Consider the following 24,213-nt stretch of genomic DNA (forward strand, 5'->3'; position numbering starts at 1 on the left):
AATCTTATGACCATCCGTGGCCAGCAAATTGTTTTGCCTATTCAAGCCCCTAATGCACCTGGTGCTGTGAAACTCAATATATCCCCGGCTGACCGAATCGTTACCGGTATGTCGTTCATTCATCGAGCCATGCAGCCCAAGAGCTTAACCGCGCTGAGTGGCGGTGGCGTGTCGGGTTACTGTCGGGCAAGCGGGGAACCGCTCATTCAAAAAGGCGCTGATCCATCCGTTCTAAAGCTCGAGATTGTGGGCGGTAAGCCTGCGCTGGCATTCAGCAATTACTTCGGCGTTGGCTCTCTGGCTTTTCAGCCTGGCAGTGCCTCGAAGTCGTACACGCAAGTTATTGTGGTCAACGTATCTGACCCGACTGATCGGGTTAATTTTTTGTTCTCGTACACCGACGAAACCCCTATAGCATCAGTGCTGCGCTATGACATTACGAGCGATTCTCCTGATGCTAAAAAGTTTATCGCGTATGGCAGCAGCAATAACCCGGCGCATGCTGCGGCTGATCGCCCGGCGGGTACTTGGGCGGTCCTGGTGGTTGATTATGACGACGTGACCCGTAAGGTCTCCATTGCGGTCAACCAAGTCGATACGTTCGCCGAGCAAATCAAATCGGTTAATCACCCGGTCGAGGCTGAAAGTTATTTTGAAGTGGGCTACCACGGCAGTTCTAACGGCTTGCGGGATGCAAAGGTGGGTGACCTGTACGTCTTTAATCAGTCACTTCGAAACAGTCCTGCTTCGATGGCAAAGCTGTCGCAGCTGGTTGCGGCATTAAAGACGGAATATGGAATCGTCTAATCAGGTGTAGGGATTGAATAGGCCGCTTTGAGCGGTTTTTTTGTGCCTGTAAGTTCATGGCCCGACAAGCTCGGGTTTACTTTTGTCTACCCCCTAACGCCGGCCAAGATGCCGGCGTTTTAGCATCTGGAGTTTGACTATGCCAAGAACTAAGGAACAACCGAGTATCGGCCGCAATCTACTGGCGTTCCTCGATGTGCTCGCCTGGTCGGAGCTGGGGAGCGATTACCTGAAACGCTCGGACGATGGCTACAACGTCATCGTGACGGGTATCGATGGCAAGCTTGAGTTATTCGATGACTACGCAACGCATCCATTTTCTGGGGGGCGGAAGTCGAAGTTGATCAACAGCAAAGGACTGACCTCCAATGCTTCGGGCCGCTACCAGCAAATGCTCAAGGATTGGCCACACTATCGCGATCTTCTGAAGCTTCCAGACTTTGGGCCTGTCAGCCAGGACAGGCTTGCCATCCAGCACATTCGAGAGTGCCGAGCTCTTCCTGATGTCATTGCGGGTCGAGTTGAGGTCGCTGTCGATAAGTGCCGAAACATCTGGGCGAGCCTTCCTGGTGCTGGGTACGGGCAGCGTGAACACCGGATGCAGGATCTTGTTGTGCAGTTCGAGCGAGCGTTGAAGGTGTTGGCGTGATAGCTGTGCTCAGGCAGGTGCCAGTTTGGGTGTGGGCATTGATTGCTCTGCTAGCTGGCCTGGCCTACCAGACCTTTCAGGTAACGGATGTTCGCGCGGATTACGCCAGTTACAGGTCAGATACGGCCACGGCTGCTGCAAACGCGAGCGAGGATGCCCGGTTAACCGAGCAGAAACTCCGACGAAACATCGACCAGGTGCGCGCCAATGCGGTGGATCAAAAACAGAAAGATGATGCTCTTGCTGCTCTGCAGCGCGCTGACCATCACAGCGTGCGCGATCAAACCCGAAGGCTACTTGCCGACAAGGCCGATCTCAATACCCGCCTTGCCGAGCGAGGCAAGACAATCAACGACCTTGTTGATCTGCTCGCCGAGCTGCGATCAGAGGCTGATGGATATGCGGGAGAGTTGGCGGCAGCGCTTACAGAAAGTCGTCGGGCCGGGTTCGCCTGCGAGCGATCCTATGATGCCGTAACGATGCCGCCTTGAAGGGGTTGTAGGAGTGTGTGAGGCGGAGTGGTGATATGGCGAGATGAGTATTTATTGCGCCCGCGTCATTATGAGCTAACGTCAGGCCATTGAAATAGAGCCTTGCACAAGGAAGAGCAATGGATCAGCAATTAATTTGGATGTCAGTGTTGATGATTTCACTCTGGATCACGGCTTTTTCATTGACCGTGTACGCACTGGCTGAATAGTCAAAAAGAAAAGCCCCGGAGTTTTGCGGCTCTAGGGCTTCTATTTTCGCCTCAATCCCTTAATGTCTGCCGGACGTGGCACAGAGATTACCCGCGATGTGCAGACGAATCACTGCTGCAAAAGATAGATTGTATTCGGTCTTCGGCTCAAAAAGATTTATTGTCCTAAATAGCATTCGGTGGTGCAGGAAAAGCAGCGCGTTGCTGTCAATTACGATAAAAAGATGAGTAAGGAATCTAAATGCCTGATAACGCTATACGCCTAACGATTTTGATCAGTTCTGAAACTAAAGATAAACTCGAAGAGCTCGCTCAGAAGTCTGACCTAACTGTCTCGCAAATACTTCGGAAGCTCTTAAAAAATCATTTAAAAGATTTTGATGCTCTAGCCGACAAGCCAGATGCTTCAGGACGGGAAGACTCTACAGTTCATTCTGGAGCCCGAACCTAGGTAAGCGAGTGAAGGGCTGCACATAACGCCGCTTATGTAAAACAGGCTACCTACACTCAAGACGAGTGTGGGGACCATTTTTGTTGATACGGAACCACACTCCACTACACTAGTAGGCTATTCCCCAGGCTCCTGGTTTGACGCTGTACCGGCCACTGACTTTGAACAGGACACCCTCGCCATGCCGCTACCCGCCACACCCTATTATGAGCGCCGTCTGCGCGACCTGCGCACGCTATCCTCTGCTACCGCGGCACTGGCCGAGCGCATCGCCTTGGACCTGCAGCTGCAAATGCTGGCCACCTCGACCGAGACGTTGGAGGCGCAGTTAATGGATCACCTGCAGGAAGTGGCTGAGGAACAGACACGCTGTGTGACTCGACTCTGGGATTGGTTAAACGCCGTGGTCGATGCCGGAGCGCTGACGCCACCACAGGCAGCAGCGTTTGCTTGTGAAGCCGCCGCCTTGGGCGGTCCTTCTGGCGTACTGCCAAGATGATCGGCGACGGGCCTTCACGAAGGCGTGGTGGAGAAGCTAGAAGTGTTCCCTTTCAAGCAAGGCCTTCTAATGTGAAATTAGGTGGACGGATGAAATGCGATCAAACAAGCGGCTTAATTAATTCGGGCCCTTGGTTTTTCACATTGCCCACTATCTTGCTTACGGGGAACCACTCAAAATCTTCAGTCAGCTGGCAGCACTCCATGGCCAGCACTTCCGCACGTATATGCTCGACATCGTACTTTATCCATTCACGAGCCTGCTCTGGTTTGAAAACCAAGGGACGCCGATCGTGAATATCCACCATCCCCTGATCACTGGCAGCAGTGATAATCACAAACCCATCCCCTTCATGAGGCTCCAGCCCAGTGTCAACCTCGGCCAACGCCGCGAAGAACATCGGCGCCTGAGTTTTCAGGCGAATGAAGTAGGGCTGTTTCTTCTTAGGATCATCCGTATCTTTGACCCACTCATACCATCCGTCAGCCATGACCAAGGCGCGGCCATTGGGCCATAGTTGCTTGAAAAACTTCCCGGTTGTGACTGTTTCTACTCTGGCGTTGATGGGGTCAGGGCGTTTGCCCTTTGCCCAGAACGGCGCCCAGCCCCAGTGAACGGGATCAATACTTAGTCCATCATCTACGCCGTGAATAATGCTGACGCGCGTGCCAGGAGCGACGTTGTAGCGACTTATGGGTTGATTGTCATACCCGCTCACGACAAGCCTGTCAGGCGCCAATACCTCCAGATAATCAGATATGCCCTGAGACTGCACAAATCGTCCGCACATCGTGGTGACCTCTTGCAAAGAGAACGCTTTGCAAAGCGTAGCTTGAAGTGCTCGGGATGTTCCTCTCGTCGAAAATCCCCACAGACAAATTGACCAAAATCCCCTACCGCAGTTAACTGTATGTACATACAGTTAACTTAAGGCGTGCGTCATGAGCTTCACTTCTCTGGGTCAAATTGCTGAAGGAGGCATTCGCCTGCCTCTTTGCTCCTTTAAGGTTCCAGCCGGTTTTCCATCGCCGGCAGCTGACCATATGGAAAACCCTATTTCGCTTGACGAGTTGCTGAGTGTTCGAGCGCCGAGCGTTTACCTGGTGTCCATAGATGGCGATCGCATGATAGGGGCCGGGATATTTTCAGGTGACCTGGCTGTGGTGGATCGGGCTATAGAGCCGGCTCACGACCATGTAGTGGTGGCGTTGCTCAATAACGATCCGCTTTGCAAGCGACTCTGTATACGCGGGAAGCAAATCATCCTCAAATCAGAAAACCCTCGTTACCCTGACCGTTACATCATGGAGGGAGATGAGTTTTCCGTATGGGGAGTTATCACGTACACCGTACGAAGTCATGGGCGCTAAAAATTTGATAACAAAGCACGTTGGCAGAACGCCGAGGAGGGGAGGGAATCAGTTCCTATGCTAAAGGTATGACCCTTATAGGATGCGGGTTGTAGAGGTGCTAAAAGTTATAAGTTTCGGAAGTGAAACACGGCTGTATGCCGCAGCCCGCTGTGATCTTCATATCGGTCTTGAAACCGTAGGCGGTTACTGGCCGATTGCAGCCAGTTACGATGGGTTGCTGTCGACACTTGGCTTACGTTGCCCAAGGGCAGCTATCGGCCAAAAGCAGTCAGGCTTGATGGGCAGAGAACAGCCAATAGTAGCCTGTCGCGAAGGACTACATGGTGCTGGCGGCAGCCCAATGAGCTTGCAAGGTGTCTAGTGAATCTAGGGCTATTCACATTGCTATCGGATCCAATTATTTGCTAACCTCGCTTTCGGCTTACGGGCAGATTTTGGATCGCGCATCGCGATCAGTGAAAAAACGGTCCGAAAGGATTGCCCTTGGTGGAGACTTGTCGATTCTCTACGTTCCTGGCGGTGCCTAGGAGTGCCCGTAAGCCGTTTAACTTTCTGAACATTAGTAGACGATGATAAAAATAAGTGCTCTACGTGCAATAAAGACTAAGCCAGAGCTTGCATTGCTCATGGGGATTCATGCATCGCACCTCACTAATGTTCTATACAGGATGAGGCCTGAAAGTCAGTATAAGAGCTTTACGATAGCCAAAAAGAGTGGTGGTATTCGTACTATACATGCTCCTTCTGACGAGCTTAAATCTATACAGGCCGCCCTATCCCTTTTGCTGCAAGATTGCATCCAAGAGATCAATGAGTCCAAAGGGGATAAATTCAAGTCGAAGTTGTCGCATGGTTTTGTTCGAGATCGGTCGATTCTTACAAATGCGGTCATGCATTTGAACCAGAAAAATGTTTTGAATATTGACCTGAAAGAATTTTTTGAAAGTTTTAATTTTGGTCGCGTGCGAGGTTTTTTTATCGCAAACAAAAACTTTCAGTTAGACCCAGCAGTGGCCACTGTAATCGCGCAAATTGCATGCTATGAGAATAAACTACCCCAAGGTAGCCCGTGCTCTCCTGTCATAACAAATTTAATCACACACTCGCTTGATATCAGACTGGCTTCTCTGGCCAAAGAAAATTCCTGTACCTATAGCAGATATGCTGACGATATAACGATCTCCACCAGGAAGAAGGAGTTTCCCTCTAGTTTGATGGCAGAGGAGCAGCAAGAGTACATTCCTGGCAAAAGGTTGCAGGCTGAAATTAAACGAGCTGGATTCGAGATCAATAGTTCAAAGACGAGAATTCAATATAAAGATTCACGTCAAGATGTTACTGGGCTGGTTGTTAACAAAAAACCAGCAGTTAAAAGCGAGTACTGGAGAACTGTCAAGTCGCAGTGTCATTCATTATTTCAGACTGGGGCTTTTACGGAGAATACATCCGGAACTCCCAAAGAAGGTAATATTTTTGTCCTTGAGGGGCGGCTGAACTTTATAGATCAAATTGATTTGTTTAATCGAAAGAGAAATAAGACAGCGCTAGCTCTTGATCATGATTCTTCTCAAAAAAAATCTAACACTCGAAGATTGTTAAGTGGTCGAGAACGAACATTCAGCAGATTTTTGTACTACAAGCTATTCTATGGCAACGATAAGCCAACAATTATTTGTGAAGGTAAAACCGACAACGTATATCTTAAGTCAGCCATAGGTCGGTTAGCAGGTGGTTATCCTAAACTAGTGAAGCCAAAGTCTGGGAATGATCCATGCGAGCTACTAGTGAGGTTTCTTAATTATACAGAACGCAGCAGATTCTTGCTTGAGTTGTCAGGTGGCACGCCATATCTAAAAGAGTTTGTTTTAGGTTTTGATGATCACTTCAAATACTACAAAGCCCCAGCTCCAGCGCAGCCAGTCATTCTCATACTTGACAATGATGATGGGTTTGGGAGAGTTGAAGGAGTGTTGAAGGGAAAAAAATACAGCCCCACTGTTTTTCCCTCAACGCCAGCGGCCAGCGATTTCAGAAAAGCGGAATTTATTCATGTGGTCCATAACTTATATATCGTGCTGACGCCATTAAAGGCGAAAGGAGAGCATACTTCAATCGAGGATCTCTTCCCGCAGGCTGTCAGGGACATAAAGCTAGGTGGCAAACAGTTTAATAAAGAGAATGAAATTGATATTGCCACTGAGTATGGTAAGGAGTTCTTTGCGAGTAAAGTTGTTGTACCGAATAAAAATTCTATTGATTTCTCGGGTTTCAATATTATTCTGACTAGGGTGGTGCAGTGTATTGAACACTTCGCTACTGTTACTCTCTCGAAGCCTTAATTGGCCTCTGGCTCTATTGATGTAATTCGCCCCCGCCACGCCTCACGCAGTCCTGTGGAAGGGCTAAAGCCATGTATGAAACGCATTCCGCAATAGCTTTTGGCTACACAATTGTAGGTTCAGAACGACAACCACCGACCGGTCTCTGCTGAATCCGAAGGACCGCTATGGGTCGGTAGCCGCCTTTGGTGAACGGCCGCTTATGGCCCAGAGTGTGTAAAAACGCTTCGCCAAAATTGAAGTGAGCGCGTCTGCGTTAAATCTGAAATTTATCAGCACATCAGAAGATGTGGCTTTCGCGTAGAAGCGCAATTTCCAGTCCATTTTTGAGTACCTGTTGCGCTCAAAAACGTTTTACACACCCTCGGTGCTAGGCGGCAAGGCAATCCCAGGGGCTTGCAGTCCTGCTCTCTGAAGCAAGCAGTGCAGTCACAAGGAAGCGCCGCAACATCGACCGCATATCATCATGGGTAGTGGATAAAAGCTGTAGCAAAATACAGCGCTAAGTTATTGATTCTTATAGGGTTGTTATCCTTGTTTTGCACAATCCAAATCTCCTGTAAATTCTATATATTTCAATAGCTTACGATTGTTCAACGGTCAACCTTGACATGGTGGGGGTCGTTGGTTCGAGTCCAATCGCGCCTACCAAACAAAATCCGCTCTGCTGGGCGGTCTAGAAGGGCTCACCGAAAGGTGGGCCCTTTTTTGTTGCCTGCGATTTGCAAAACCCCCACCTCCAGATACTCGATACCTTTCTCTGTGTGCCCATCCTGATAGTGTTTGGTCATCTTCGCGCCCGCATGGCCCATCAGCGCCTGGATGTATTCCTGCGGGAAATTCTGCTGCTCATTTAGCCATGCGCCCAAAGCGCGGATCTCGTGAAAGGTGGGTCGTTCGGTGGCCGGAATATGGTCATAAGAATGCGCAGCGTCCCGGGCCTTGCTGAACTCGTTGCTCAGATAGTTCGGAGTGACCGAGGTGCAGTGATCCTTGGCGTCTATCTGCTCGCGCCTTCTCGCCTTGGGCCTGTAATGGATCAGGTAGGGCGAAGCCACGGGGGGAGGGCAAACATTCGCTTACAACCTCTCGATCGTCGCTCTGTCGGCCAAGGCAGTTCGTGACTTATAAATCGTAATAAAAGGCTCTAGAACGGGCATCTTGCGTGATGTCATCTTGACATCTATGGTTCCTTTGGCATCATCGATACCTTCGATAGCGCTCCATGGATGTGTAGTTTTATGACCGTGTTCAAAATGACTTTTCTGGCTTCCTCGTTTGCCCTGCTCGCAGCTTGCGGTGGCAGTGACAAAATTGACGGCTCCACAGAAGCCAAGTTTGCAGCCTCGATGACTTCCATCAGTCAAAATATTGATATTGCAAAAAAGGACGAGTTTGATCGTTCTCTTTCAGTGGTGCGGGCGTCTTACGGAAGTGACCGTGCAGGCATGGCTAAGGCTTTGGATGGTAAAGATGCTGATGCTGTCATTGCCCTATCCGCCGCAATAAGCAAAGCACAGGCTGAAAAAGAGCTGGCGGAAGCTAAAGTAGCTCAGGCGAAACATCTCGCACAAGCCAGAGTGGAACTGGCCGAACATAAGCAGAAATTAGAGGAACTGAAAGCCCATCGCCTCGCTACTGGTGAGAATGGTGGTGAACCGTCGAAACTGGAACTGATGATCATCGATTACATGCCCGCCCGAGAAAAGGCAGTGAGCAATTTAGAAAAAATGACCCCAGAACAATATAAATCTGCCGATAAAAATGGAATAGGCTATATGGAACTTCCATAACAAGCGGCAGATTAATTGATCCACAAGGGCCTCATTGAGGCCCTTTTTCATTTGGTGCCGTTTGAATCAAGCGCTCCGAAAATGGCGCAACCCCAGTCCTTGGTTTTTTAGGTAAAGCACTGGGGAGGTCGGTCACTTAAATCCCTAACTCTGTTACAAACACTTTTCCCTTAAGCAAGTTGGGGGCCTCGCAATTTGGCTCTTTATCCCGGGCTGCAAGATAGTTGGCAAACTCGTTTGCCATCGCAGCGATCCAGGCAGGATCCTGACTCTCAATTGGAGCTATCAAGTCCATTATTTCTGATGACTGGCTGAATTTATATGCGAGAAGATCATTTGCGCCGATTGCATCAAGCTGTTCATGGGAAAGGGGATTACGAAAGCTTTCTCGCTCCTTGAATGCTTCAATATCAAGCATGATTGCGTAGCGCAGTCCATAGCGCCATTGTTTATCATCTCTTGGTGTTGATGCTGCTGCTCTGATTCTGTCGCCTATTGCCATCAGTCTCACTATTCCTTAGCCCTGGTCAGGTGTTATGGCTAAGCGCCGCTGTCTGGGCCCCGTACAGACACTGGCTTGCCATTTATGTTTACAGTCAGGATTGTGCCTAGTTAAGCTGAATTTCGATAGTGGCCTTTTAATGGTAAAGTGTTTTTTTCGTAAAGGAAGTGAGTCATGGCCCTCAGAATCAGGAAGAGCATCAAAATTGCTCCTGGTGTTCGGATCAACATCAGCAAGAGTGGTGTCAGCACATCTCTAGGCGTGAAAGGTGCAACAGCCAATCTAAGTAAACGCGGTACGCGGATCACGACTGGTATTCCGGGCACTGGTATTTCCAGCTCTACTTTCTACAAAGCTAAACAAAAGCAAGCAGCACCTGCTGTGCCTCGTGAATACTCAACAGCTGAATGGGTCACCGCTTGGGTTATTGGCGAAATTGCGGCCATTGTCGGCTGGTTTATGCTTGATGGAGGCTTTCGGCTACTGTGCGCCGCATTGGCTGTGTTTATCCCACTTGGTATGTTTCTTTACTATCGTTCGAAACCTGCTGTTTGAAGCGTGCACCTGTGTGCAGGGGCTTACCTGATCTGCGCCGATAGAGGTATCAACCCAGTAGCAGGCGTTGATTAACATGGGATGCTGCTCACTCTGCTTCAGCGAAGCTGAATTGAAATCTCTGTCCCTTCATGGCTCCGGCAGGACCAATGTAGTCAGTCTGAATGGCCCTTGAGCCGGCAGCTGGCGGGGGCGTGGAGGGCGCGTGGGAGGCCGGTAAGACTGAGTAAGGTTGAGTAATGCGCACTTAAGGACTTATACAGAACTGCCTTTTATGATGGTGGCATGCAACTGGCGACAAGTAGTTTAAAGCCGGTTCTGAATATAGCGTGCTGCCAAGGGGTAAAGTTGGATTGGCTGTATATTGAAAGCGGAGACTGTGACGGGTGCGCTGTCTGGGAACGCTCAGTGGCCGTGAATAAACAAGGGGTTTTATTTGTGGCTGCAACATTCGGCGGCGAAGAACAGGAAGTGGTTGTATTAACCCTGCGCAAGATCACACCTGCGCTGGTCTGTTTTGGTCACGTGTATGTTCCTGTCGATTGGTTGTTTGAAAACTTTCCGTTGTCCAGGCGCAGGTGTCAGCCCATGGTCATGGAAGCGCTGCGCATTGTTAAAGTCCGTGCCCGTCATAACCATAATGCACACTCTCACAATTCATCAGATAAGCCGGGCCGTTGCAGTACACAGTTCTCCCGTGCTCATTTGCGAAAGGCGCTGGGGAGTTACCTGAGTACTGTTGAAAGCCATGTTCAGCCCCCTGAGTGGGCTCTGTTAGATGTGCGTATTTAATTAAAGTTGTGGTGCCGAGGCCTGAAGATGCGTAAGAAACTAGTCAGTCAATGGACATTAGGCGTTGGGTTGGGTTGCCTGTTAATGAGTGGTTACTCTGCGGCTCATAATGACAGTACCTGTGCAGAGCGTCGTGATGAAATACTCTATCAGTTGGAGCAGGCCAAACTAAGCGGTAATCGATATAAACAGTCGGGGCTGGAAACAGCCTTGCGCAACGTGCAGCGGTACTGTCAGGACGATCCGCTTGATCGTCATCAAAATAAAATGGCAAGCGCTGCGGCTGAGGTTATTTACAGAAGTGAGCAACTTGAAAAGGCGTTGGAAGAGGGCGCGCCAGGCAGAATCAAAGTATGCCGGGAAAAGCTGCATGACGCTCGCCGGCAATTAGCCCGCGCGACAGAAGATTAACGGTGTACGGTTATTAAATGATGAGAGTCTACATGAGCAATGCATGGGTTAAGGTCATGACGGTTTGCGCACTGGCAACATTTTCCAGTTCGGCAATGGCCATGAATGATTTTTGGCTTGAAACACTCATCTCCAGTACGTCCGGAGGAACAACCTATCTCACGTCCAGGGACAACAAACTGAACACGTCATTACTGGGTGATGCGAGTTCTTTTGTGGCAAGCGATGGTGCTATCCGCGGCCCTTACCTGGAGGCGTCAATCAATGCGCTGCGGGCGTCTGAATCTGCCCGGGGTGTCAGTGATATGGAACTGGCCACAGGTTTATTGCTGCTATCGGTATCTGAGTAGGGGGCGTGTCCATGAAACTCAAGATTTTACTTGCCGGCGTCCTTATGTTGACTGCCAGTCTTTCAGGTTGCACGACCAGAGACTGGATTCAAGCAGTGGGGGGTGCTGCACAAGCCCGTGACGATTACGCCAAAAAAAGTCGTATTGAACGGCTAAAAAAAGCCAATGCCGCGTCCTCTCGGGTAAAGAATTAATAAAGTGGCCATGCGTAACTGAGAAGTGCCAGTGGCTCAAGAGCGCTGCCAAAACCCCCGCCTTCTCAGTTAGCCGTTCACCCTTGGCGGTGCTTGATTTAAACCCCGTCCGAATCATCGACCCCTGGGCGCGCGCCGTCGATGAGCCGTACATGGGGATACGACGACCGACCGGCATGTGCACCATCAGGCGCATGGGGCTCGGAAACCGGCCGCTGTACATCGCCCGCCAACTGGGGGCTGCACTGGCAATCAGTTGGTACCGGATGCGCGATTCCCTGGGGTTTCCCGCCTGAGATTTGTGTAGTTAAAAAGCCCGACCTTTATGCCGGGCTCTATGCATCCCGTCAGCCTGGTTCCGACTGTAAAAACGACACTCCCTCCCTACAGTGCGCCTGGACATTTAACGGCCCGGATTCGCGTTCCGCCGTGATCCCGGGGGCGTCCTGATCATTTAGCCTCGGATCCACATTCATGGTCTAGGCTACCGCCGGTGAGAATTACTCATTATTGAGAAAGCTGGATCTAGCGACTTGGCAAGGCAGATCCCTACTTCATTCTTATCCGCGCGGGATCAAAATCATGAAGAAATCTCACACGGGCGAAGCAATCCCGCCCATATTCGATTGCTGTACCACGATTGCCAAAGAGGGGGTAACAAGTGAAGTTTTACTCAGGTCCAGTTCGTCCTGGGAGGGCACGCCTTATATCGCTTATCCTGAGGGGACGCCGGAGTTAACGCTGGCAATTACCCGGATACCGGCCAACTCCATAATGGATTGGCACACCCATCCTTGCCCTATGGCGGTATACGTATTATCGGGTGAGTTCAGGGTAGAGATACGAGCGACTGGCAAGCAGCGATTGTTTACCCAAGGTGCTGTAATGGCAGAGTCTGTTGATATTGTTCATCGTGGCATGACAGGCGACCGCGGTGTGGAGCTTCTTATGTTTTATGCGGCAGTACCGGGCCTTAAGTTGTCCAGGCCCGCCAGTTCGGGCACGCCGCAGGACGGATCGGCGCAGTGAACTCAAGCCCGGGAGCCCGCTAAATCACCGCAGACCTGCTCGCCACTTCAGCAGGCAGGTTTGCTGCCACTTTGCAGGCTCTGCAACAGCTGAAACTGCATTATTGAATGAGAGAGAACTTGCAGTCTTGCGGTGCGGTGTTCTCGCACACGTGGTAGATGATACCGAAAGGGCCGTGCTCTTTTTTCCAGGTGTCGCCTTCAGTTTTTATGTTGAAGTCACTTTCATTTTTTGCCAGAAATCGCAGGTCGAGCAGGTTCTGATCGCCAAGGCCGTAGGTGCAGTACTGAAAGTATTGGGGGGCGGGCTGTTGCTCCTGAATGGCAAGCGCCATTTCGAAGTACTGCACAGGTGCTGTTTTCGCTGCGACGCCCTGGAGAACCCCAGACCACTCTCCATGCTCCCCGTTTGCGCGATAAATACCGGGGGCGATTTGTTCTATCTCTGAAACTTCAGGGCAATTTTCCAAGGCTTGGGAAGTTGTGGCGATCGCCATAAGTGACGCTAGGGTAGTAAGTGTTAAATAGGGTTTCACGATGATATTCCTTGGCTACCTGTACAGGCGAGTTGTTGAATAGCACTGGCTGTTACAGGTTGATTGAGTAAGCCTGTTTGTGGGGTGTGTATTCGATACATTCAATTAAAGGCAGGCAGGTGCCTGCTAACAAGAAGTTCGTGTTGCTGAGTTGTCATTGACCATACACTTGGCCAGGGCCCTGTGTCAGACATCGCATTTGTAAAGTGCGACTGTACAACTCCCATTGCCACGGGGTTTGGAGGGGGCACTTCGTAAGGGGCAAATATGTCGGGACATTTGGGGGGGGATTAGCGGGGCGGGCAGGCTCTCAATCAGCGCCGGAATTTGTTACTGCGTAAGATTCGGCTGCAGTTAGAGTCGAGCGCCCAACCCACAGCATTTGTCTAAAGTCGGGTGCCGGCTCGAGGTTCATGGGCATGGGCAGGAACTGCCGGAGGCGCGCCAGCTATTAATGTCGACGCCGAGAAGCGTCCGTTCTTTGGACAGCGGGGTAAACAGGCATAGTGCCCGTGCCTATCGTGTAAGAAGTAGCAATCCCCACAGGGTACTGACGCGTTGGCCCGGTCTCGTTCTTCACGGGTGTGAGTTTTGCCGGCCGGCGGTCAGGCTCTTGTGGTCGACGCTTTTACAGTTTTGCAACATTGCCCCGGTCAGGCTTTTAAAGCATGCTTTTTTCTATTGGTTTTACAGGTTTCAAGAGGGATATTAATGTGCGCCTGAATAATGTGCTCCGGGTCTGAAAATAGAATGTTCGATCCAGGATGTTGGGTGTTTGCGAGAAAGTTACGAGCTTTAGATGGTCTCGAAAAGATTTGGCCTCAGGAGTATTTCATAATGGATGAATCTTCATTCAAGGAGCTGGTTGAACTCAGTGCCAGGTGCTGCGGATGCATAGTATCGGGAATAGATATCGAGGTCATGATTGGTGCAGCGCTAGGAGCCTGGCTAATTATGAGCGGCAAAAGGAATTCCAGTATCAGGCAGCGTCTCACCACTCTTTTTTTATCAGCAGGGGCCGGTTATATATTTGCACCGATGGCCATGGAAATCGCTCCCGTATTCACCGCTGGAGGTGCTGCATTCGGTTGTGCCTTGATTGTGGTTCCCATCGGGATCAAGGTGAATGTCTGGGTGAGGCAAGCGGACCTCCCTGAACTCATCAAGCGGCTGCGAGGAGGGCGATAAAATCCAGCATGATGCGCAGCGAGATCCGTTGCTTTTCCCGGTGTTTCAAAACGCCTGATTACTGAAGCGCCGCAATACACTATTGACAGGCCTGCAGCATGAATACATTCAATCTGTGCCCGGGTTAGTTGCTGGTTATGTGGTTAGACAACAGCCTATCGATATCATGTATACGCTGTTCCAGTTCTCGAAAGCGTTTGCGCTCCAGAATAATGTTTTTTATATGCAGACGATCATCTTCATTTACAGAGCGGAACAGGGTAATTAGAGAATCTTCTGCGGGACTTAAGCGCGACTCCAGCACAGCGCTCTCCGGGGTGTGGGTACGCCGGATAGGGCCTTGTCCGGTGAGTAGCCAGTCAATCGATACTCCCAAATGGGACGCTAAAGATATCAAAGCATCTGACCGCGGGTCCCGTGCGCCACTGACCCAATTTTGTAGCGAGCTATAGGGGATTTCACATAACATCGCAGCATCCTTAAGCGACAGGTTACTCAGTTCGATTGCTAATCTAATTCTATTTTCAATACCCATTTGGGGCTCCTTCCTTGACATAATCTCAATTGGGCATGTAGCTTTGATATTACTAAGGACTACACGGTATTTAGCAAGCGCGAGCGCATGCACAAGCACTATCGTCGAGATGGTTGGTCAGTGCTTACACAACAAGGATAGCAGGGACGCTATAAGTAGAGGTTCAATAGTCTGTGAGTACTAAAGCGAAGTGTTGTGTCGAGCGAAATAAAATACCTTTTGTTATGTATGCTGCCGAAACTGCAAAAAACACAATAAGAAAACTCCTAAAAACTCATTTGTATAAGATGGATTTCTTTACAGCAGTGCCTGGCTCTGGATGGATGGTCAGTGTTGTTTTCGGGTTTGTTGCGCTTCGTCAAACTTTGGTGACTGTGCGCGATTTAAAATGGTTGTTTAGTGGTGGTGTGGATAGCGCTGAACGTATCAAGCGATACTTGCAAAATCAAGTTCCGGGTTGTTTCGGTCAATGCCGATGTTTAATCGGATCAGGTGTCATCAAGTGATCAATAACTAAGTGGTTTGGAGGCTAGGGTATGGGGTGTCTGGATTTTGCTCCGTGGGGCGGGAAAGTCATGTGCAGTTTAGCAGGTGTGTTGATGGGAACTGCTGTGGGGGGGTAGCAAGGTGTGTTATTACCAATAAGTTTGATTCCTAATTAGAGCTTCAGCCGCGACCAATAATTATTTCTTCAATATGGATTTTTGAATATGAGTGCCTATAAACTGGTTTGCCCCCATTGTTCCAACAAAATGCGCATACGTACTAGCGAAGGGCGACATATTTTTTTGCGCATTGCCTATCTGCAATGCGTGTTTGAGGGCTGCGGATGGTCGGTCAGGGCCGAGTTTGAAATGACCCACGAGATGAGTCCAAGTGGTATGGCCAATCCTTCCGTCAAGCTACCCATCGCAGACGGTGCGCTTCGTCGTACAGCAATGAAGCCTGAGGCGCCTCTTCCAAGAGGCAATAAAAAGACGAGTTAGATCAATAGCAAAACCTTGACCTGGCAGCGAGGTGGAAACAGCGGCATCAGGCGCTGCTTTCCCTGTGTAACTCAAACTATCCATTCAATGGGCGCCCTTCAAACTATCCACTCTATGGGGCGTCCTTATTGCAGCGGGATATGGAGTGCTTATCCGTCCCTCTCTCCAGTCGTAGAGATGAATTAGCGGTATTAAAAATACCTCTACTCTATAGCGACGCTTGTATAATGCTATATGCAGCAGGTTGTACACCACTCCAGAATTTTTGAATCTGTCAGGCCTGCGCGCGCCTACTGCTCGACCATTTTTCTTGCTTCGTAATGCCTTGTCTTTCGTAAGGGCCTGGCCTGCAGTTGGCGATACATTTTTACTTCGCAAGTGCTTGGGCATCATGCCATGCCGCAATGATGGGACTCGCAACAGATACCCTTGTATGTTTATTGTCTAACGTTTTTTAATTGACTCTTTTTATATTGAAAGACGTTTAAGGTTATCCCGCGGGTGCGCAGGCAGTAACTGCCCTGTGTTGTCTGCTCCTCAACGTGGAGATAACACTTGGCATGCCTCAACGTAGCGTAGGGCTACTGACTACACCTGCTTGGGCAAGCTGTGCTGTTTATGGGGGGGGATCGGTTCATCCCCGCGCTGCAGTGGATATTGCCAGTCTGACCGGCCCTTTCCCGGGTCGATCAGATGCCTGGCTTTGGAACTCCGCTCTGCCGTTTGACCGACATGCCGAGCTGGCGGGGCAGCGTCGCGGGATCAGTGGGTTTTAGCCACCCAGGCGTTGAAGCGCTGTTCCAGCTCTTCGCCATGATCGACCCAGAATCCATTGTTCATGGGCATTGCCTGCGCCAGGTTTGACGGGGCAGTGTTCAGGCGTGCTGCCAGGGCGGGATCAAGTAGGGCTGCGGTATGCAGACTGGTCGAACCATAACCCAGGGTCGCGGTATGGATCTTCTGGTTTTCCGGGCGCAAGGAGAAACTGATGAACTGCTCCGCGACGGCCTTGTTCTTGCTGCCTTTTGGGATAGCCCAGGAGTCGATGGCATAGATGCTGCCGTTCCAGACGATCTTGACCGGGGCTCCGGATTCCTGGGCCGAGAACACGCGACCATTGAAGGCGGTGCTCATGACCACATCACCGCTGGCCAGGAACTGCATTGGCTGCGCGCCTGCTTCCCACCATTGAAGCTGGGACTTGATCTGATCCAGTTTGCGGAATGCGCGATCCACACCTTCTTTGCTGCCAAGTACTTTATAGATATCGGCATAGTCCACGCCATCGGCCATCAAGGCGATTTCCAGGGTGTACTTGGCTCCTTTGCGCAGGCTGCGCTTGCCGGGAAACTTCTGCACATCCCAGAAATCCTTCCAGCCAGTGGGCGTAGCACTCAGTTTGTCGCTGTTGTAAGCCATAGCCATGGACCAGACCAGCAAGCCGGCACCGCATTCCGAGAATGTGCCGGGCACGAAGTCTTCGGCCTTGCCCAGTTGCGCGGCATCCAGTGGCTCGAACATGCCTTCATCGCAACCGCGAATCAGTTCCGGTGCTTCGACCTGAACCACGTCCCAGTTGACGCTGTCGGTATCGACCATGACCTTGATCCGGCCCATTTCGCCGTTGTATTCCCCGGCTATCAGTTGGTTGCCGGTGGCTTTTTCAAAGGGTTTGTAGAAGGCTTGCGACTGCACATCCTTGCTGACGCCGCCGAACGAAATCACGGTTATTTCGCTGGCCATGGCACTCGACGCCACGACGGCGAGCAACAGGGTTCCAATGGCTTTGCTTTTCATGTCTACCTCTAGGATTGTTGGTTTTGGCAGATGTAGAAGAATCAATGGCGGTGTCTGGCGCTCGCCGCTCAGGTGCGATAATCCACCGGGTCACCGGCGATGAGACGCAGGGCCGAGGTCCAGGCAAGTTGGTGCAGCTGCTGGTCGATTTCGTCATCGGACTGTTGCGCGGTCAATTCGCATACGGCCTCTGAGGGCAAGCGCAATGCCTGTCCACCGGCCAGTGCCTGCACCTGGGCCTGGCAAGCGCGTTCCAGGAAGTAGATCTGGTTGAAGGCTTCAGCGATGCTGCGTCCGGCCGCCAGCAGCCCGTGGTTGCGCAGGATCATCGCCATGTGCGGTCCCAGGTCGGCCACCAGCCTGGCGCGTTCATCGGGGTTCAAAGAGATGCCCTCATAATCATGGTAAGCCAGGCGCCGGTAGAACTTCAGGGCATGCTGGCTGATCGGCAACAAGCCGTTTTCCTGGGCGGATACGGCGATACCTGCCGAGGTATGGGTGTGCACCACGCAATCGATATCCGGGCGCGCCCCATGGATCGCCGAATGAATATTGAAGCCGGCACGGTTGACACTGTCGGCCCCGCGCCAGGGATCGAGGACATTGCCTTGATGATCGATTTTGATCAGATCCGAGGCGCGCATTTCGTGGAACAGCACCCCATAGCAATTGATCAGGAAGTGGTCGTGCTCACCTGGAACCCTGGCGGAGATGTGGGTGTCGATCAGATCGGTCATGCGCAAATGCGCGAGCAGGCGGTAGAGCGCTGCCAGGTCACAACGGGTTTGCCACTCTTGTGCGCTGATCTGGCTGCGGTCGATTTGCAGGGGGGTATCGTGCATGGCGGTTCCAGGTTCGTGGTATGTTCTGCCGATAAATCGATCGGCCATGCCCCGATCCTGACGTAGTGCCCTGCTGGCGACCAGACACACAACAGGCCTTATGACGGCATCACTGTTATGGTCTTTTTACCAGTACACCAGCCTGCCCAAACCTTGCTTGTACGGACGTTCTCATGATGTTCCTGGATTCCGCTTCGCAGGCGCCGCTGGTTAGCCAGATCGTTGCTGGCATCAGTCTGGCGATCAAACAGCAACAGTTACGCCCGGGCAGCAAGTTGCCCTCGATCCGCAAGCTCTCGCAATCCCATAAGGTCAGCCACTTCACCGTTGTCGAGGCCTATGACCGGCTGGTGGCAGCGGGCTTGTTGAAAGCGGTGCCCAATGCCGGTTTCTTCGTGCGCGAACTGGCGGACAGCGTTATTTGCGCGGCGCCGGCAGAGGCTGCGGATGTGGATGCGCACGGTGAGTTCGATTTCGACGCTTACCTGTTATTGCAGCGGGCCTTCCAGCCGATGGGTACAGAGGTGCGTCCCGGGGTCGGTCTGCTGCCTGAACAGTGGGCGGACGACGATGGCCTGCAACGTAGCCTGCGGTTGCTGGCCCGAAGCGCGCCCGGGGATTTTTCCGGTTACGGCATTGCCAAAGGCAGCGCGAAACTGCGCGCCAGGCTGGTGGAGAAACTGGCCGACAGCCGGATTGCGGCCCACCCCGAACAAATCATCCTGACCGGCGGCGCCAGTCATGCACTGGATCTGGTGGTGCGTTACCTGGTGCAGCGGGGCGACCCGGTGCTGGTTGACGAGCCGGGCTATCACAACCTGTTTTTCAATTTGCATTTGCAAGGCGCCAGGCTGCTGGGTGTGCCGCGCACCCGTGACGGCATCGACCTGGAACAGCTTGAGCAATTGATCGTGCAGCACCGGCCCAAGGTGTTTTTCACCAACACCCGCCTGCAATGTCCCACCGGTACCAGCCTGTCGTTGGCCATCGCCCATCGCTTGCTGCTACTGGCGCACAAGCATGATTTCCTGATTGTCGAAAATGACATCTATGCCGACCTGGACCCTAGCGGCCAGCAGGCATTGGCAGGTATGGATCAGCTGTCGCGGGTGATTTATATCGCCAGCTTTTCCAAGACCATAGCGCCGGCATTGCGGGTGGGCTTCATCGCTGCCCGCCAGGAGCTGATCGACGAGTTGCTGCCGCTGAAACTGGTCAGTGGCCTGACTACCTCGCAAATCACCGAAGAGCTGGCCCTCGAAGTGCTGCTGCAGGGACGCCATCGCAAACACGTCAAACAGCTGCAAAGCCGTCTGGCCGAGGCCCACGAGGTGGTTGGCCGGCGTTTGCGCAGTGTCGGCATGGAGCCCTATGTCGAGCCCTACGCAGGCTTGTTCCTGTGGGCGCGGCACCCGCAGATCGAAGACTCCACAGCTCTGGCGATGCAGGCCAGGGATGAAAAAATCCTCTTTGCCCCGGGGCAGTTGTTCATGCCCGATGCCCGTGTCGTGCCCTGGATCCGCTTCAACGTGGCCCATTCCATGGATGACCGGATCTACCGCTTTCTGGGGGAAATCCGCGCCGGCTGACCGGACGGGGGCGCTGCTGGCGGGCGCCATTGGCACCGAGTATCACCCGCGAGAGCCGACGTTTGCCCGCTCGTCGATTCGCCAGCACGATCGGGCAGGGCAGGGCTCCAATTCCTTGAGTCATGAAGATCAAGCCAAAGATGTGGAGGTGGATATGGGTACTAACGTGCCAGAAGTACCGCGATCAACTGCTCAGGGTGCCGCAAGCAAGGGTGCAGAACCCGACTCCGCTGCCCCGGACCCGTCCGGGCCGGCCCTCGATCCGGCAGGTCCGCAAAAGGTGCCAAACAAACCCAGGCCGAACGCTGAAGCTGAAGAAAATCCGTACAGCCCGAATTTCAAATCCGAACCCGAGCCCAAACCCCGGCATGACGCCGATATAGACACCCCGGGGGGTTAGCGGCCCGCGCCATATGCAACGGCAAGCACCGGTTTATGCTTCGCGCAGGGATGACTGGCGGCTTGAAACGGAAAATCAAAAGGGGGGGAGGTTTTTAAACGTGTAGCGCCTGACGGCTGAATTACACGTGGATGAATCAAGTAAATGGCAGGGGCGGCTGGATTTGAACCAACGCATGGCAGGATCAAAACCTGCTGCCTTACCGCTTGGCGACGCCCCTGTATCAACTGCATTTACTGCCCATCGATCTCTTGTGAGGTCACTCATTGCGAGTGGCATCGAGAGGATGGTTACCGTCGTTGCGAACCTTGTTTTTGGCCCGCTTCAACAATGCGCGGAAATTTACCAACATTTGTTTCATATGGGAAGCACTAATTGAAAAAAATCTCGTAAAAACAGCTGGTTACTATCAAATTGGGCCAATTCGCTGTCCAGCACCCATATTCCAGGCACGGCGCCAGATGATTAAAGGTCGCGGACAGATTTGTGTCATCGGCAAATCTGTCCGCGATTCAAAGCCCGGCAAGGTGGCCCCAACAACAGGAGTGAAGGCTGGCTAAGCCTTCACTGGCACCTGATCCGTGGTTTTCAGGCGCACCACGATGGCGGCCACCAACAGCAACAGCGCGGATACCGCCAGTACCGCAACAAACCCCTGGTCAAACGCAGCCCGGGCCAGTGCCGAAAGGGTGGCAGCCGATTCTGTGGTCATGGCCTCGGCCGTGATCAGGGCTTCGTCCAGACTGTCGCTGACCATAGCCGGCACCTGCATCCCGGCAGGAATCACCATGCTGGCCGCGTAGACCGCCGACAGGATGCTGCCCATCAGGGTCACACCAATTGCGCCGCCCAGTTCGAATGACACTTCCTCGATAGAGGCCGCCATCCCCGCCTGATCCTGAGAGGCACTGTTCATGATGGTGCTTGAGGCGGTGGTCATGGTTGCCCCCAGCCCCAGTCCCAGCACGATCAGGCTGGCGATTTGTGCCCCGATATTGGCGTTGTACAGCAGCAGGTAAGCGGCCATGCCGATGCTCGATACCAGCAGCGCCCAGAACAGCATCCGCTGGCTACCGACGCGCTGCAGCCAGTGCCCGGTCAATGGCCCGGAGACAAATGAGGCCAGCGGCAGAGGCAAAATGAACAACCCGGCCTGCAGTGGCGACAGGCCCATCACCAGCTGTAAACGCTGGGTGAACACCAGCTCCATACCAATCAGCGCGGTGGTGGCAACCATCGCCGAGGCCACTGCTGCGGTGAACCCGGGGTTGTCGAAGATCTTGAAGTCGATCATCGGTTGGGCTTTATGGCGCTGACGACGAACGAACCAAACCATGAACGCCAGGCCAATCGCGAACACAACCGCCGCCGTAGCAAACGACGGAGCGCGTTTACCCAGCTCTTTAATGGCATAGGCGATACCGATCAGGCCGATCATGACCTGGACCGAGCCCCACAAATCCCAGCGTTTTTTACTGTTGCCCGGGTGCCCGGGAATCAACATCACGCCCAGTACCAGCGCGACCAGCACGATGGGCACATTGATCAGAAACACCGAGCCCCACCAGAAGTATTCCAGCAACGCGCCACCGAGCACCGGGCCGAATGCGGCACCGCCTGACGCCACGGCGGCCCAGATACCGATCGCCATCGAACGCTCGCGCTCATCGGTGAAGGTCATGCGGATGATGGAGAGAGTCGCAGGCATCATGACCGCAGCCCCCACCGCCAGTAACGAGCGGGCAGCGATCAACCACCCGGGCGTGGGCGAGAATGCCGCGCACAGCGAAGCCACCCCGAAGATCGCCAGGCCAGCGATAAACAGCCGTTTATGGCCAAGGCGGTCACTCAGGGTGCCCATACCCAGCAGCAGGCCGGACACCACCAGCGCGTAGGAATTGACGATCCAGAGCTTTTCCGAAGCCGATGCCTGCAGCTCCCGGGTCAAAGTCGGCAGTGCGGTATAGAGCACGGTCATGTCGATAACGATCAAAAACAGGGCGCTGGAAATGATCGCCAGGATCAGCCAGCGTTGTGAATGCATCATGGTTTCACCGTTAAATCCTGTTCAAATATTGGTCATGATGGGCCTATCAAGAGTGACGCCCACTGATTACAATGCGATCGTATTCTAATTCGGGAATTTTCAAATGGCCAGACCTTCCGTTATTGATCGCAACCAGCTGCTTGACGCTGCAGAGGCGCTGGTGCGCGAGGGGGGCATCGCCAGCCTGACCATAGGCGAAGTGGCCAAGGCTGCCGGAGTCAGCAAAGGCGGGGTGCAGTCGTGTTTTGGCACCAAGGACAACCTCATACAGGCGATGTATGAGCGCTGGAGCCTGGAGTTCGATGATCAGGTGCACAGCCTGGCGGGAGACGAGCCCGGGGGCATACAGCTGATTGCTGCCCACATCGCAGCCACCCGTGCCACCGATGGCATGCAGGCAGACCGGGCGGCAGGCATGATGACGGCGTTGCTCGGGGTCGACTCGCTGCGCCAGCCAACCCGTGACTGGTACCGGGCGCGGATGAATCTGGCAGACCCGCAGACAGCAGATGGACGTCGGGCCCGCCTGGCATTCCTGGCCTCTGAAGGTGCTTTCCTGCTGCGCAGCTTCGGCTTTCTGGCGATGACAGAAGACGAGTGGCAAAGCATTTTTTCCGACATCAAGACATTGCTGGCAGCGGACAGCACAGCGCCCGCGGAACAGACCGATCCTTGCTGATCGCTACTGACAGGGCGTGGCCTGTCTGTAGGAGCGAGCTTGCTCGCGAGTTTTTTTCAATGCTGCAACCATGAGCTCGCTCCTGCAGGGGGCAGGTCGAGAAAGGCTACCTAACCCTTGGGATTTCAGCGATGGATACGCGCAGCAAGCAGGAAATGACCAGGCTCCTGGCGTTCAACAGTTGCCTGCTTGAGCTGGGGCGACTTGCCCGGACCCGCGGCGGTTCTCACTTCATGCAAGAGGGCCTGCAGGCATTTCGCCAGGTGGTGCCTTTTGCCAGTGCATGGTGGGGCGAGATGTCGACCTCAGCCCTCGATGTACCTCCGCAAACCTGGATGCACGGGCGCATCGACCTGCCCGAGTCGTTTGCCGGCGAATGGCACAAGGGCGCAGGCAGTGACAGCTTTTCCCGCGACACATTGAGTCAACCCGGTAAGGTCATATGTGAAAGCGGCTTTACCGATCCCTGCGCGCAAGTCGATGCCTTTGCGCGGCGCCATGATCTGTTTCATGTGATGTGTATCAGCTTTGAATTGCCCGAAAGCGGCTTGATGTTTTTTGTCTGTCTGTACCGTGGTTCATCCGCCGCGGCTTTCTGCGCCATGGAGCGCAGTCTGTTTTCAGCCTTCTGTGAGCATTTGCTGCAACTGTGGCGCTTTCAGGTGCAAGACCTGATCCGCTTCGACAGCCAGGACGGACTGAGTGATTTTGCCGTTGCGCGCCTGGACGGCAGTTTGCATTACGTGGGAGCACGCCTGTGTGCAGTGATCGAGCGTGAATTTCCCGGATGGAGAGGGTCAGTGTTGCCCGCTCAGGTAAGCAGGCAACTGCAACAGGCACCCTCGGTGATCCGCCTTGGCCGCTCGGTGCTGACCCTGAGTCCCCACGCAGAGCACGTCATTCTGTCCCTTGCAGCGCCGTCGCGGGCCTCGGTACTGGCGCCCCGGGAGCGAACCGTCGCCTTGCTGTTCGCAGCAGGTCATTCCTATAAGGAAATAGCCAGAATCCTGGTGCTGAGCCCCGCGACGGTCCGTACCTATCTGCGCAACAGCTATCTGCAGCTGGGGGTTAAAAGCAAGGTCGAACTGGGTGCGGCACTTGGATTGAATCCGGCGGTGGCTGTCAGCAGCCCATGACCTCACCCTCCTCATTTGTGGAGGTTCGAAATGTT

At 53.0% G+C, this 24,213-nt stretch carries 30 protein-coding genes and 1 tRNA gene; 22 read left to right on the forward strand and 9 right to left on the reverse strand.

What is annotated here, in order from left to right; all coding sequences use genetic code 11:
• The first annotated feature begins 6 nt into the window (after positions 1–6).
• The 5 genes from B195_RS08835 (at position 7) to B195_RS08855 (ending at position 3,106) form a co-directional block, all read left to right on the forward strand.
• Positions 7–807, forward strand: coding sequence for a hypothetical protein (locus tag B195_RS08835; protein ID WP_003447449.1), 801 nt, complete (start codon positions 7–9; stop codon positions 805–807).
• 139 nt (positions 808–946) lie between these two features.
• On the forward strand, positions 947–1,456 hold the full coding sequence (locus B195_RS08840) for a glycoside hydrolase family 104 protein (RefSeq protein ID WP_003447451.1): 510 nt from the start codon (positions 947–949) through the stop codon (positions 1,454–1,456).
• Between the two features lie 29 nt (positions 1,457–1,485).
• A complete protein-coding gene (locus B195_RS08845) occupies positions 1,486–1,947 on the forward strand; it encodes a DUF2514 family protein (protein WP_158525119.1) in 462 nt (153 codons plus the stop codon).
• A 450-nt stretch (positions 1,948–2,397) separates the two neighbouring features.
• The gene (locus tag B195_RS23230) at positions 2,398–2,607 is read left to right on the forward strand and encodes a ribbon-helix-helix protein, CopG family (protein WP_083912811.1); all 210 of its coding nucleotides are present in this window, start codon (positions 2,398–2,400) and stop codon (positions 2,605–2,607) included.
• A 181-nt stretch (positions 2,608–2,788) separates the two neighbouring features.
• Positions 2,789–3,106, forward strand: coding sequence for a hypothetical protein (locus tag B195_RS08855; RefSeq protein ID WP_003447454.1), 318 nt, complete (start codon positions 2,789–2,791; stop codon positions 3,104–3,106).
• A gap of 100 nt (positions 3,107–3,206) precedes the next feature.
• Here the strand turns inward: B195_RS08855 and B195_RS08860 are convergent, their stop codons facing one another.
• Positions 3,207–3,896: an SOS response-associated peptidase family protein gene (locus B195_RS08860; protein ID WP_003447455.1), complete on the reverse strand. Its 690-nt coding sequence runs from the start codon at positions 3,894–3,896 to the stop codon at positions 3,207–3,209.
• Between the two features lie 151 nt (positions 3,897–4,047).
• Between B195_RS08860 and B195_RS08865 the strand changes: the two genes are divergently transcribed.
• Positions 4,048–4,476: a LexA family transcriptional regulator gene (locus B195_RS08865; protein ID WP_003447456.1), complete on the forward strand. Its 429-nt coding sequence runs from the start codon at positions 4,048–4,050 to the stop codon at positions 4,474–4,476.
• 572 nt (positions 4,477–5,048) lie between these two features.
• Positions 5,049–6,818, forward strand: coding sequence for a retron Ec67 family RNA-directed DNA polymerase/endonuclease (locus tag B195_RS08870; protein WP_037001973.1), 1,770 nt, complete (start codon positions 5,049–5,051; stop codon positions 6,816–6,818).
• Between the two features lie 686 nt (positions 6,819–7,504).
• Here the strand turns inward: B195_RS08870 and B195_RS08875 are convergent.
• On the reverse strand, positions 7,505–7,876 hold the full coding sequence (locus tag B195_RS08875; RefSeq protein WP_003447458.1) for a tyrosine-type recombinase/integrase: 372 nt from the start codon (positions 7,874–7,876) through the stop codon (positions 7,505–7,507).
• A gap of 183 nt (positions 7,877–8,059) precedes the next feature.
• Here B195_RS08875 and B195_RS08880 point away from each other — a divergent pair, with 183 nt between their 5' ends.
• On the forward strand, positions 8,060–8,611 hold the full coding sequence (locus tag B195_RS08880; protein WP_003447459.1) for a hypothetical protein: 552 nt from the start codon (positions 8,060–8,062) through the stop codon (positions 8,609–8,611).
• Between the two features lie 136 nt (positions 8,612–8,747).
• Here B195_RS08880 and B195_RS08885 read toward each other — a convergent pair whose 3' ends face one another.
• Positions 8,748–9,113, reverse strand: a complete 366-nt coding sequence (locus tag B195_RS08885; RefSeq protein WP_003447460.1) for a hypothetical protein — start codon at positions 9,111–9,113, stop codon at positions 8,748–8,750.
• Between the two features lie 174 nt (positions 9,114–9,287).
• On the opposite strand from B195_RS08885, the gene B195_RS08890 reads away from it, so the two are divergent.
• From B195_RS08890 to B195_RS08915, 7 genes are all read left to right on the forward strand, one after another.
• The gene (locus B195_RS08890) at positions 9,288–9,668 is read left to right on the forward strand and encodes a DUF4236 domain-containing protein (RefSeq protein ID WP_003447461.1); all 381 of its coding nucleotides are present in this window, start codon (positions 9,288–9,290) and stop codon (positions 9,666–9,668) included.
• A gap of 408 nt (positions 9,669–10,076) precedes the next feature.
• The gene (locus B195_RS22850) at positions 10,077–10,460 is read left to right on the forward strand and encodes a hypothetical protein (protein ID WP_148666170.1); all 384 of its coding nucleotides are present in this window, start codon (positions 10,077–10,079) and stop codon (positions 10,458–10,460) included.
• Positions 10,461–10,487: 27 nt separating this feature from the next.
• Complete coding sequence (locus B195_RS08895; RefSeq protein WP_003447462.1) at positions 10,488–10,871, forward strand: DUF1090 domain-containing protein; 384 nt, start codon at positions 10,488–10,490, stop codon at positions 10,869–10,871.
• Positions 10,872–10,903: 32 nt separating this feature from the next.
• The gene (locus B195_RS08900; protein WP_003447463.1) at positions 10,904–11,221 is read left to right on the forward strand and encodes a DUF2388 domain-containing protein; all 318 of its coding nucleotides are present in this window, start codon (positions 10,904–10,906) and stop codon (positions 11,219–11,221) included.
• An 11-nt stretch (positions 11,222–11,232) separates the two neighbouring features.
• Complete coding sequence (locus B195_RS08905; protein WP_081481301.1) at positions 11,233–11,415, forward strand: hypothetical protein; 183 nt, start codon at positions 11,233–11,235, stop codon at positions 11,413–11,415.
• A 152-nt stretch (positions 11,416–11,567) separates the two neighbouring features.
• Positions 11,568–11,711 (forward strand): hypothetical protein, encoded by a 144-nt coding sequence (locus B195_RS22920; RefSeq protein WP_156428451.1) that lies wholly within the window; start codon positions 11,568–11,570, stop codon positions 11,709–11,711.
• A gap of 286 nt (positions 11,712–11,997) precedes the next feature.
• Complete coding sequence (locus tag B195_RS08915; protein ID WP_003447464.1) at positions 11,998–12,444, forward strand: cupin domain-containing protein; 447 nt, start codon at positions 11,998–12,000, stop codon at positions 12,442–12,444.
• 100 nt (positions 12,445–12,544) lie between these two features.
• On the opposite strand, the gene B195_RS08920 is transcribed toward B195_RS08915, so the two are convergent.
• A complete protein-coding gene (locus tag B195_RS08920; protein ID WP_003447465.1) occupies positions 12,545–12,979 on the reverse strand; it encodes a DUF3757 domain-containing protein in 435 nt (144 codons plus the stop codon).
• 837 nt (positions 12,980–13,816) lie between these two features.
• On the opposite strand from B195_RS08920, the gene B195_RS08925 reads away from it, so the two are divergent.
• Entirely contained in the window at positions 13,817–14,167 is a 351-nt protein-coding gene (locus B195_RS08925; protein ID WP_003447466.1) for a putative holin, read from the forward strand.
• Between the two features lie 124 nt (positions 14,168–14,291).
• Here the strand turns inward: B195_RS08925 and B195_RS08930 are convergent, their stop codons facing one another.
• A complete protein-coding gene (locus B195_RS08930; RefSeq protein WP_003447467.1) occupies positions 14,292–14,702 on the reverse strand; it encodes a helix-turn-helix domain-containing protein in 411 nt (136 codons plus the stop codon).
• Positions 14,703–14,875: 173 nt separating this feature from the next.
• Between B195_RS08930 and B195_RS22855 the strand changes: the two genes are divergently transcribed.
• Together B195_RS22855 and B195_RS08935 are read left to right on the forward strand one after the other, a co-directional pair.
• On the forward strand, positions 14,876–15,208 hold the full coding sequence (locus B195_RS22855; protein ID WP_148666171.1) for a hypothetical protein: 333 nt from the start codon (positions 14,876–14,878) through the stop codon (positions 15,206–15,208).
• Between the two features lie 204 nt (positions 15,209–15,412).
• Entirely contained in the window at positions 15,413–15,688 is a 276-nt protein-coding gene (locus B195_RS08935) for an ogr/Delta-like zinc finger family protein (protein WP_003447468.1), read from the forward strand.
• A gap of 762 nt (positions 15,689–16,450) precedes the next feature.
• Here B195_RS08935 and B195_RS08940 read toward each other — a convergent pair.
• Positions 16,451–17,485: an ABC transporter substrate-binding protein gene (locus B195_RS08940; protein WP_003447469.1), complete on the reverse strand. Its 1,035-nt coding sequence runs from the start codon at positions 17,483–17,485 to the stop codon at positions 16,451–16,453.
• Between the two features lie 68 nt (positions 17,486–17,553).
• The gene (locus tag B195_RS08945) at positions 17,554–18,327 is read right to left on the reverse strand and encodes a class II aldolase/adducin family protein (RefSeq protein ID WP_003447470.1); all 774 of its coding nucleotides are present in this window, start codon (positions 18,325–18,327) and stop codon (positions 17,554–17,556) included.
• Between the two features lie 173 nt (positions 18,328–18,500).
• On the opposite strand from B195_RS08945, the gene B195_RS08950 reads away from it, so the two are divergent.
• Positions 18,501–19,916 carry a PLP-dependent aminotransferase family protein gene (locus tag B195_RS08950; protein WP_003447471.1) on the forward strand — a complete coding sequence of 472 codons (1,416 nt, stop codon included), beginning with the start codon at positions 18,501–18,503 and terminating at the stop codon, positions 19,914–19,916.
• Positions 19,873–20,316 carry a hypothetical protein gene (locus B195_RS08955; RefSeq protein WP_037001978.1) on the forward strand — a complete coding sequence of 148 codons (444 nt, stop codon included), beginning with the start codon at positions 19,873–19,875 and terminating at the stop codon, positions 20,314–20,316. The genes B195_RS08950 and B195_RS08955 overlap by 44 nt, the downstream gene beginning before the upstream one ends.
• 145 nt (positions 20,317–20,461) lie before the next feature.
• Here B195_RS08955 and B195_RS08960 read toward each other — a convergent pair.
• Both B195_RS08960 and B195_RS08965 read right to left on the reverse strand, forming a co-directional pair.
• A tRNA-Gln gene (locus B195_RS08960) sits at positions 20,462–20,536 on the reverse strand.
• Between the two features lie 336 nt (positions 20,537–20,872).
• Positions 20,873–22,363 carry an MFS transporter gene (locus B195_RS08965; RefSeq protein WP_003447472.1) on the reverse strand — a complete coding sequence of 497 codons (1,491 nt, stop codon included), beginning with the start codon at positions 22,361–22,363 and terminating at the stop codon, positions 20,873–20,875.
• Positions 22,364–22,466: 103 nt separating this feature from the next.
• Between B195_RS08965 and B195_RS08970 the strand changes: the two genes are divergently transcribed.
• Both B195_RS08970 and B195_RS08975 read left to right on the forward strand, forming a co-directional pair.
• Complete coding sequence (locus B195_RS08970) at positions 22,467–23,042, forward strand: TetR/AcrR family transcriptional regulator (protein ID WP_003447473.1); 576 nt, start codon at positions 22,467–22,469, stop codon at positions 23,040–23,042.
• A gap of 131 nt (positions 23,043–23,173) precedes the next feature.
• Positions 23,174–24,178: a helix-turn-helix transcriptional regulator gene (locus tag B195_RS08975; RefSeq protein WP_003447481.1), complete on the forward strand. Its 1,005-nt coding sequence runs from the start codon at positions 23,174–23,176 to the stop codon at positions 24,176–24,178.
• Positions 24,179–24,213 lie beyond the last annotated feature (35 nt).

This window comes from Pseudomonas sp. Lz4W, assembly GCF_000346225.2.
Classification (GTDB): domain Bacteria; phylum Pseudomonadota; class Gammaproteobacteria; order Pseudomonadales; family Pseudomonadaceae; genus Aquipseudomonas; species Aquipseudomonas paraversuta.

What these genes read in the sequence shown, in the direction of transcription:
- B195_RS23230 (WP_083912811.1), top strand. Translation starts at nt 2,398, where the DNA reads ATGCCTGATAACGCTATACGCCTAACGATTTTGATCAGTTCTGAAACT.
- B195_RS08885 (WP_003447460.1), bottom strand. Translation starts at nt 9,113, where the DNA reads ATGGCAATAGGCGACAGAATCAGAGCAGCAGCATCAACACCAAGAGAT.
- B195_RS08925 (WP_003447466.1), top strand. Translation starts at nt 13,817, where the DNA reads ATGGATGAATCTTCATTCAAGGAGCTGGTTGAACTCAGTGCCAGGTGC.
- B195_RS08975 (WP_003447481.1), top strand. Translation starts at nt 23,174, where the DNA reads ATGGATACGCGCAGCAAGCAGGAAATGACCAGGCTCCTGGCGTTCAAC.
- B195_RS08840 (WP_003447451.1), top strand. Translation starts at nt 947, where the DNA reads ATGCCAAGAACTAAGGAACAACCGAGTATCGGCCGCAATCTACTGGCG.
- B195_RS22920 (WP_156428451.1), top strand. Translation starts at nt 11,568, where the DNA reads ATGGGGATACGACGACCGACCGGCATGTGCACCATCAGGCGCATGGGG.
- B195_RS08895 (WP_003447462.1), top strand. Translation starts at nt 10,488, where the DNA reads ATGCGTAAGAAACTAGTCAGTCAATGGACATTAGGCGTTGGGTTGGGT.
- B195_RS08900 (WP_003447463.1), top strand. Translation starts at nt 10,904, where the DNA reads ATGAGCAATGCATGGGTTAAGGTCATGACGGTTTGCGCACTGGCAACA.
- B195_RS08915 (WP_003447464.1), top strand. Translation starts at nt 11,998, where the DNA reads ATGAAGAAATCTCACACGGGCGAAGCAATCCCGCCCATATTCGATTGC.
- B195_RS08835 (WP_003447449.1), top strand. Translation starts at nt 7, where the DNA reads ATGACCATCCGTGGCCAGCAAATTGTTTTGCCTATTCAAGCCCCTAAT.
- B195_RS08940 (WP_003447469.1), bottom strand. Translation starts at nt 17,485, where the DNA reads ATGAAAAGCAAAGCCATTGGAACCCTGTTGCTCGCCGTCGTGGCGTCG.
- B195_RS08880 (WP_003447459.1), top strand. Translation starts at nt 8,060, where the DNA reads ATGACCGTGTTCAAAATGACTTTTCTGGCTTCCTCGTTTGCCCTGCTC.
- B195_RS08945 (WP_003447470.1), bottom strand. Translation starts at nt 18,327, where the DNA reads ATGCACGATACCCCCCTGCAAATCGACCGCAGCCAGATCAGCGCACAA.
- B195_RS08870 (WP_037001973.1), top strand. Translation starts at nt 5,049, where the DNA reads ATGATAAAAATAAGTGCTCTACGTGCAATAAAGACTAAGCCAGAGCTT.
- B195_RS08860 (WP_003447455.1), bottom strand. Translation starts at nt 3,896, where the DNA reads ATGTGCGGACGATTTGTGCAGTCTCAGGGCATATCTGATTATCTGGAG.
- B195_RS08905 (WP_081481301.1), top strand. Translation starts at nt 11,233, where the DNA reads ATGAAACTCAAGATTTTACTTGCCGGCGTCCTTATGTTGACTGCCAGT.
- B195_RS08965 (WP_003447472.1), bottom strand. Translation starts at nt 22,363, where the DNA reads ATGATGCATTCACAACGCTGGCTGATCCTGGCGATCATTTCCAGCGCC.
- B195_RS08855 (WP_003447454.1), top strand. Translation starts at nt 2,789, where the DNA reads ATGCCGCTACCCGCCACACCCTATTATGAGCGCCGTCTGCGCGACCTG.
- B195_RS08930 (WP_003447467.1), bottom strand. Translation starts at nt 14,702, where the DNA reads ATGGGTATTGAAAATAGAATTAGATTAGCAATCGAACTGAGTAACCTG.
- B195_RS08890 (WP_003447461.1), top strand. Translation starts at nt 9,288, where the DNA reads ATGGCCCTCAGAATCAGGAAGAGCATCAAAATTGCTCCTGGTGTTCGG.
- B195_RS08865 (WP_003447456.1), top strand. Translation starts at nt 4,048, where the DNA reads ATGAGCTTCACTTCTCTGGGTCAAATTGCTGAAGGAGGCATTCGCCTG.
- B195_RS08935 (WP_003447468.1), top strand. Translation starts at nt 15,413, where the DNA reads ATGAGTGCCTATAAACTGGTTTGCCCCCATTGTTCCAACAAAATGCGC.
- B195_RS08955 (WP_037001978.1), top strand. Translation starts at nt 19,873, where the DNA reads ATGACCGGATCTACCGCTTTCTGGGGGAAATCCGCGCCGGCTGACCGG.
- B195_RS08950 (WP_003447471.1), top strand. Translation starts at nt 18,501, where the DNA reads ATGATGTTCCTGGATTCCGCTTCGCAGGCGCCGCTGGTTAGCCAGATC.
- B195_RS08970 (WP_003447473.1), top strand. Translation starts at nt 22,467, where the DNA reads ATGGCCAGACCTTCCGTTATTGATCGCAACCAGCTGCTTGACGCTGCA.